The sequence below is a fragment of the Proteiniphilum sp. UBA1028 genome (genome assembly GCF_002316955.1).
Classification (GTDB): domain Bacteria; phylum Bacteroidota; class Bacteroidia; order Bacteroidales; family Dysgonomonadaceae; genus Proteiniphilum.
Map to the genome: position 1 here is coordinate 41,216 of NZ_DCEN01000033.1, position 6,575 is coordinate 47,790.

The 6,575-nt window shown below is 45.8% G+C and carries 4 protein-coding genes; 2 read left to right on the forward strand and 2 right to left on the reverse strand.

Annotated features, from left to right (window positions below; all coding sequences use genetic code 11):
- Positions 1 to 273: 273 nt before the first annotated feature.
- Together B3Z75_RS04910 and B3Z75_RS04915 are read right to left on the reverse strand one after the other, a co-directional pair.
- Positions 274 to 2,067 (reverse strand): RagB/SusD family nutrient uptake outer membrane protein, encoded by a 1,794-nt coding sequence (locus B3Z75_RS04910; protein ID WP_294068263.1) that lies wholly within the window; start codon positions 2,065 to 2,067, stop codon positions 274 to 276.
- A gap of 18 nt (positions 2,068 to 2,085) precedes the next feature.
- Positions 2,086 to 5,313, reverse strand: coding sequence for a SusC/RagA family TonB-linked outer membrane protein (locus B3Z75_RS04915; protein WP_294068264.1), 3,228 nt, complete (start codon positions 5,311 to 5,313; stop codon positions 2,086 to 2,088).
- 409 nt (positions 5,314 to 5,722) lie between these two features.
- On the opposite strand from B3Z75_RS04915, the gene B3Z75_RS04920 reads away from it, so the two are divergent.
- Together B3Z75_RS04920 and B3Z75_RS04925 are read left to right on the forward strand one after the other, a co-directional pair.
- The gene (locus B3Z75_RS04920; RefSeq protein ID WP_294068265.1) at positions 5,723 to 5,875 is read left to right on the forward strand and encodes a hypothetical protein; all 153 of its coding nucleotides are present in this window, start codon (positions 5,723 to 5,725) and stop codon (positions 5,873 to 5,875) included.
- A 72-nt stretch (positions 5,876 to 5,947) separates the two neighbouring features.
- Entirely contained in the window at positions 5,948 to 6,424 is a 477-nt protein-coding gene (locus B3Z75_RS04925; RefSeq protein ID WP_294068266.1) for a hypothetical protein, read from the forward strand.
- The last annotated feature ends 151 nt before the right edge of the window (positions 6,425 to 6,575 follow it).

A 6,575-nucleotide genomic window follows, 5' to 3' on the forward strand; every position in this document is an offset into this window, starting at 1 on the left:
AAGAGGAATGCAAGAACAATTTTTGTTTTCATGTCCGTTTAAGATATATGATTCAGCTTCTGTCTTATTATTTTATTGCTGGCTCCTCTGTGACAGCAGACGGACCAACTTTTATTATACACCTTTTGACAATTGTGTTATCAATCTGCAAAAGTAGGTGTTTTCCATTACAGTTCCATTAATCTACTCGAAAATATCATCTCTATTTAACGAAAAGGAGCTGCCCTTTTGGAGCAGCTCCTTTTACGAACTCAATCTCTAAACTGTAAATATTCAATATCCCAATCCATCTTTCCAGCCCGGGTTTTGCGTTAGGTTTGGGTTAAGCGTACGCTCATCAATTGGAATAGGGTATAGGTAGTCGCGCTCTTCGTTAAATCCGTTACGCTCTGCATTATGGTGATAATTCAAATACCCATTATTCCCTTCGGTCAGGAAAATGTCCTTACCCAATTTATAGATAGAAACGCCTTCTCTTTCTGCAGGTTTCTCTTCGTCTGCAGCGTAAAGAACCAAGTCGATATTGCCGTCGCCCGAGAGGTCGTACTCACCCGGTCCCTCAAAGTACATACCGGTAAGTGGCTGATCGATGCTCTTCCCTGCTTTCCAGCGGATCAAATCTGCAAATCGCAAACCTTCCTGAAGCAGTTCAATTGTGCGATCGCGGCGAATTTCCAGTATCACACCCTTGTTTGTGCCGCCAACATTCGGATAACCTGATGTGGCAGAGGCAAGGTACTCATCGGGGCTTGCATTGGCATCCGCAACATTCAGGTTAGGCATACCTACGCGGTCGCGCAGCTTCTTTATCGAAATATCGATGTCATTCTGAGTAAGCGTGCCAAGTTCAGCCTTGGCTTCGGCATAGTTAATCAGAACCTCTGCATAACGGAAAACCGGCATGTCCACATCCGACGAACCTGTTCTGTCGTTGTTATTACTGTTAGATGCAGGATCCTGTACAAATTTCACAGGTTGATAACCGGTAGTGGCAACATTCAGCTCGGGAGCCACTATTCTTGTCTGATTGATACGTGTATAACCGGGAGTACGCATACTTTGCGCCAAACGTGGGTCGCGATTATTTGTCTCCTCATTAAACGGCATCACTTCCCATCCCTCCTGATCCGTAAACCTGGAGCCATCCTTCATCAGGTAGGTGTTGACGAACTTACGGGTCAGTCCCGGTCGTCCCTGAGAGGTTAGCAACGTATATGCCGAAGCATTATTCCGAATGCCCAGTGCGTAATCAAACTTGATAGCCAGAATATACTCATCGGTATTCGCATCGGGCGTTGCAAACAGCATCATATAGTCTTTTTCGGGATTACCGGTTGAGTAAACCTTGTAGGGACCTTTTTGTATAATCTCCAAAGCCGATTTGGCTGCTAAATCAAGATAGTAGTTGTAGTTGTTGCCCGCAAGCGTGAGGTTGTGATACTTGCGATACGTACCTTCAAACAGGGTGAATCTTGATTTCAATGCAAGGGCCGACCAGCGGTTTACGCGATAAACGCTCTTCCCTGCGGGTAAATTTGCAATGGCATAATCAATATCCTCTATCATTTTGGTCATTATCAGCTCTCGTGAATCACGCGGTTTATACAGATCTTCATCGGTAGAGCTCAGCTGTCCATCATACCAGGGTACATCTCCAAAACGTTGCACCTTGTCGAAATAGAAATAGGCACGGAAGAAGCGAGCAACAGCACTGTATTTGACAACAGCCTCCTTGTCTGCACACTGATCAATATTCTCCAGCAATGTGTTGATGCGGCGCAAGGTGCCCCAGTTCCAGCCGCCGCCCGAAGCAGGGACGGTACGTCTGTTTCCGCCAATCATGACCTCATCCAGGATTGCATTCACCATCACATCGCTCTGCTCATCAAAGGGAGATTTGTCCAACAGTTCGTTATAGAACGGGTTGCTAAACAGCTCAAGCTCTGTGGCGTTCTTAAAGTAGTCGTAGTCCGACATCTTATCTTTCGGAGTAAGATCCAGCTGCTCGCACGATGCAAGCCCCGTTAAAAGCAATATAACTGATATTATTATGGATATTTTTTTCATTGTCTTCATATTTAAAAATTAAAAAGTGATATCTATGCCAAACATATAGGTTGCCGGCCAGGGATAGAATGCGTTGTTTTGCACAGCACTGGAACGACTGAATGCCGCTTCCGGATCAATATATTTGGTGTTCTCCTTCAAAGGAGACCAGTAGTGCAGGTTCTCTCCCGATGCATATACACGTAAATTATCGATACCAATTTTTGATGTTAAGTTTGCTGGAAGAGTATAACCCACAGTTACGTTCTTCAAGCGCAGGTATCTCAGGTTCTGCAGATAGCTGTCGTTCACTTTTGCCAGATAACCACCTGTTGCCCCGTAGGCCCGTGCTCTTGGGAAATAGGAATCGGGATTCTCTTCCGACCATACTTTATCAAGAAAGTCTTTTGGCAGGAACGAAACGTATGAGTAAGAGAAACCACCCCAAAAGTTCATGTTGTGACCACTTGGATACCAGTAATGATTGCCCGTACCCTGTAACATTACCGACGCGTCAAATCCCATCCAGTCGAATCCTGCGTTAACACCATACGATAATGTGGGTAGTGAATTGCCTAAAATTTTACGGTCGCCCGGGTTGTCAACAGTATTTTGTCCAATACCCCAGATACCATTCCCATCAAGGTCGACAAACTTCAGGTCGCCGGCCATCCAGCCACCTCTCAGGCGACCGCTGCTATAGCTCAGATCCACCTCTTTCGCGTAAGCTTTTGCCTCTTCGTCGGTTTGAAAAAGTCCGTCGGTAACAAATCCCCAAATCTCGCCAAGCTCCATGCCTTCATAATACTGTTTGGCAAATGTCTTGTTAGGGTTGTCGTATTTAGTGATAATACTCTTGTAGTCACTCAATACAAGTCCCACATTATAAGAGAAGGGACTTTTTCCCAGTTGAAACTGATCACGCCAGTTCAAAGACAATTCATACCCCCTGGTCTGCATATCGGCAGCGTTCATTTCGGGTGAGTCGGCACCGTACACACCGGGCAGAGCAACACCCTCAGTCAGCATATCCACAGTGTTCCGAACATAAACGTCAGCCACCAGACTCAATCGGCTTTTCAACATCGAATAGTCCACACCCGCATTCCATTGCTTCACCGTTTCCCAGGTCATGTCAGATGCAATGGGGGCACTCAATGATGAGTATTTAGCCTTGGTGCTTCCCTCTCCAAATGTATATTCACTGAAGTCATGCATCGAAACCAAACGCATATAGGTGTAGTAAGACGACACATTCTGGTTACCCAGTGACCCAAATGACAGGCGTAGCTTCAGGTTGTCCACCAGATCCCTGGCAGGCTCAAAGAAAGGCTCTTCAGAGATGCGCCAACCCACCGATGCTGAGGGAAACCATCCCCACCTGTGTTCTCTTCCAAAGCGCGAGGAGCCGTCATACCTGCCACTCAGTTCAAACAGATAACGGCCCATATAGTCGTAGTTCAGCCTTCCAAAGAAGCCCAGCAGCGCATATTCTGCCTGGCCGCCACCAACACCGGTTTCAGTAACTCCCTCTTCGTTTTGTCCCACCAGGTTCAGGTCGTCGAGTGAAGGCGATGAGAGGTCACGTCCCCATGCCGAAATACTCTTACGGTGAAACGACTCATAGTTAAATCCACCCAAAGCAGACACGTTGTGCCTGTTGTTGAACGTCTCTTCGTAGTTGGCAAATATATTCGTAGAGTAGAAGTTATTTGTTGTAATGGCTTCGGTCAGCTGGTTTTCGCCTGCCCCGGTGTTGTACGATTCCAGTTCAGCATCAGGATATACTCTGAACCATAGCTCCTGCGAGCGGTTTGTATTTTGCCTCTGATTGAAACGATATGTAAAATCTCCGGTTATTTTGAGTGTCTCAAACGGCTTCATCTCCAACCGTGTTGTATTCGACACGTTCATGGTCTTCTCCAAGTTTCTGTGCGATTGCTCGTTGAGCATGATGTGGCGACCGTTCCCCACCTTGTAGTTCAGATATGGAGTGCCGTATATCCACGAGCCATCGGGATTTTGCATTGGGAAGTTTGCCAGTGCGTGACGCGAACTATAGGCAATTGTGTTTTCAATGTTGTCGTCGCCCAGCGAACTATATTTCGAATTATACATCGCTGTATTGTTTGATAAAGTAGCCCAATCGTTTACCTTAAAGTCGATTTTTGAGCGCAAGTTGTATCTGTCAAAGACGTCAGGATGTGCGCGTTGCATGCCCTCCTGACGGTTGTAGTTGCCCGAGAGCATATAATTAATCCCATTTGTGCCGCCATTCACGGAAATATTGTGCTGCTGGCTGGGGCGCTTTTCACGGTAAAGCATATCCCACCAGTCGTAATTACCATAATAAACCCATTGAGGACGGCCGTTTCTTACTTCTTCCACAACCCAGGGACGGTCAGGATGCTCAGTCACGTCATTCACACGTGCCCAAAGCTCCTCCATATCCTTTTCAGAATATCTGATATAGTTGGTACCGTTGTCCGCCTGCCAGAACTTGTTCACATGGTAAACCGAATAATAACCACGATTCTCATAGTCGGTACTCGTTGTGGGCTGTTCCCAGCCAAGGCGGCCGCTGTAGCGTACCACTGCTTTTCTGTTTGTGTCGGCCCCCGACTTGGTAGTTACCAAAATAACACCAAATGCGGCACGTGCACCATAAACTGCTGCAGCCGATGCATCTTTAATTACAGAAATCGACTTGATATCATTGGGGTTCAACCGCGACAGGTCGCCCGCATCACCCGTAACGCCGTCAATAACCACCAGCGGATCGGTATCGTTGATTGAGTTCACGCCTCTGATGTTAATTGCCCCCGAGCTGCCCGGTTTACCCGACGAAGTGGTAATATTCAACCCTGCCACAGACCCTTGTAACATGTTTGTAACCGAGTGTGATAGACGGTTTGTGAGCTCATCGCCGTTCACTGTAGACACAGCCCCGGTCAGGTTAACCCTCCTTTGAGTACCATAGCCAACCACCACAAGCTCATCCAGCAACTCGGTGTCTTCTTTCAGGACAATATTCAGATCACCACTACCTTCCCATACCACCTCCTGGTCAGCAAACCCGATATATGAGAATACAATAGTGGAATTGGCCGGCACTTCAAGTGAAAAGTTCCCATCCAAATCCGTTACAATTCCGTTTGTTGTACCTTTTTGAATAACGTTTACACCGATAAGAGGTATATCTTCAGTATCCACAACCCTGCCGCGCAAATTTAAATTCTGGGCATGTGCAGATAATGAAAAGCCCATAAATAATAAGATAATAATGATATGTGATTTAACACAATGATACTTTTTCCGCATAAAACAATCTTTCGTTAATATTTAAAACTGCCCGCAAAATAACTACATAATAGTTACGATTTGATGACAATAATATTAAGTAATTGTTACAACCGGCATTGGTATTGGATTTCAGAGCGGTAGGGCTCTGTTCGAAATTTCAAACAGCGAATCAAATTTATCGTGATGCATACAGGTCGAATGTCCCGGATAAAGTGGCTGGCTTGACGATGTAATCATTACTCCCGACGATCCGGATCCCGATCCTGAATGGCCGGGTTGACCCGATCCCGACTGGTCGGAGTTTGATGATCCCGAGGATTGGGATGATGGAGATATCTGGGGAGATTGGGATGATTCCTACGTTGAAGAGCCAGTGGACGATCCTCTGGCATCGGCTATTCAACAGAGTTCGACACTCACATCGTCACAACAGGCGAAGCTGGAGGAGGCCTTACGGAAGCTGATCGGGGAGGGCTGCATGCAGGAGGCGCTGTACGATGCCCTGGTGAGGGAAACGAAAATTTAATTCAGAAAACTATAATAAAGAACAAGCTTTTGCTGGTTGATGAAACCTAAAAATATTTTTAGGTTTCACTTTATGAGCAAATTACCAATAATATATTTCTTACTGCTAACAATCATATCATGTAATAATTACCCGAAAGATGTTTCTGCCGCATTGAGCAAGGCCAGTAATAATCGGCAGGAACTGGAGAAAGTGTTGAATCTATACCGGGGAACTGATGATCTGAAATATGTCGCGGCATGTCATCTCATTGCAAATATGCTATACCACGGCAGTCTCAATGAAATAACCCTGGACGAAAAGTACGAAGTCTATTTTCGGAAGGTCGATTCGATCTATAATCTGTTGTTTGGAAACATGACATTGGGGCAGATCAAGAATTTAAGATTCCGCATTCCCGATTCCATAAGGAGTGCCCTGTCTGAAGAGTATGATTATATTCCATTCCGCAAAACAATGTCTGCGGAGACTGGGAAAGCAACTTGCGGTTTGCTGCAAAAGTTTACAGGAGAGGGTTTGCTGCAAACAAAAAGAAAGCCTATTTCCTAAGAGGCAAGAACGAATATATTCCGGAGATATTCGATTTGCCCACATTGAAAGATGAGAGCTTCCGCTATAGACAAACGGTTTCCTTAATCTTTCCATTTCAAAACAAAACGCCTAACAGGTTGGCATACCTTTCCCTGGTAACACGTAGCGG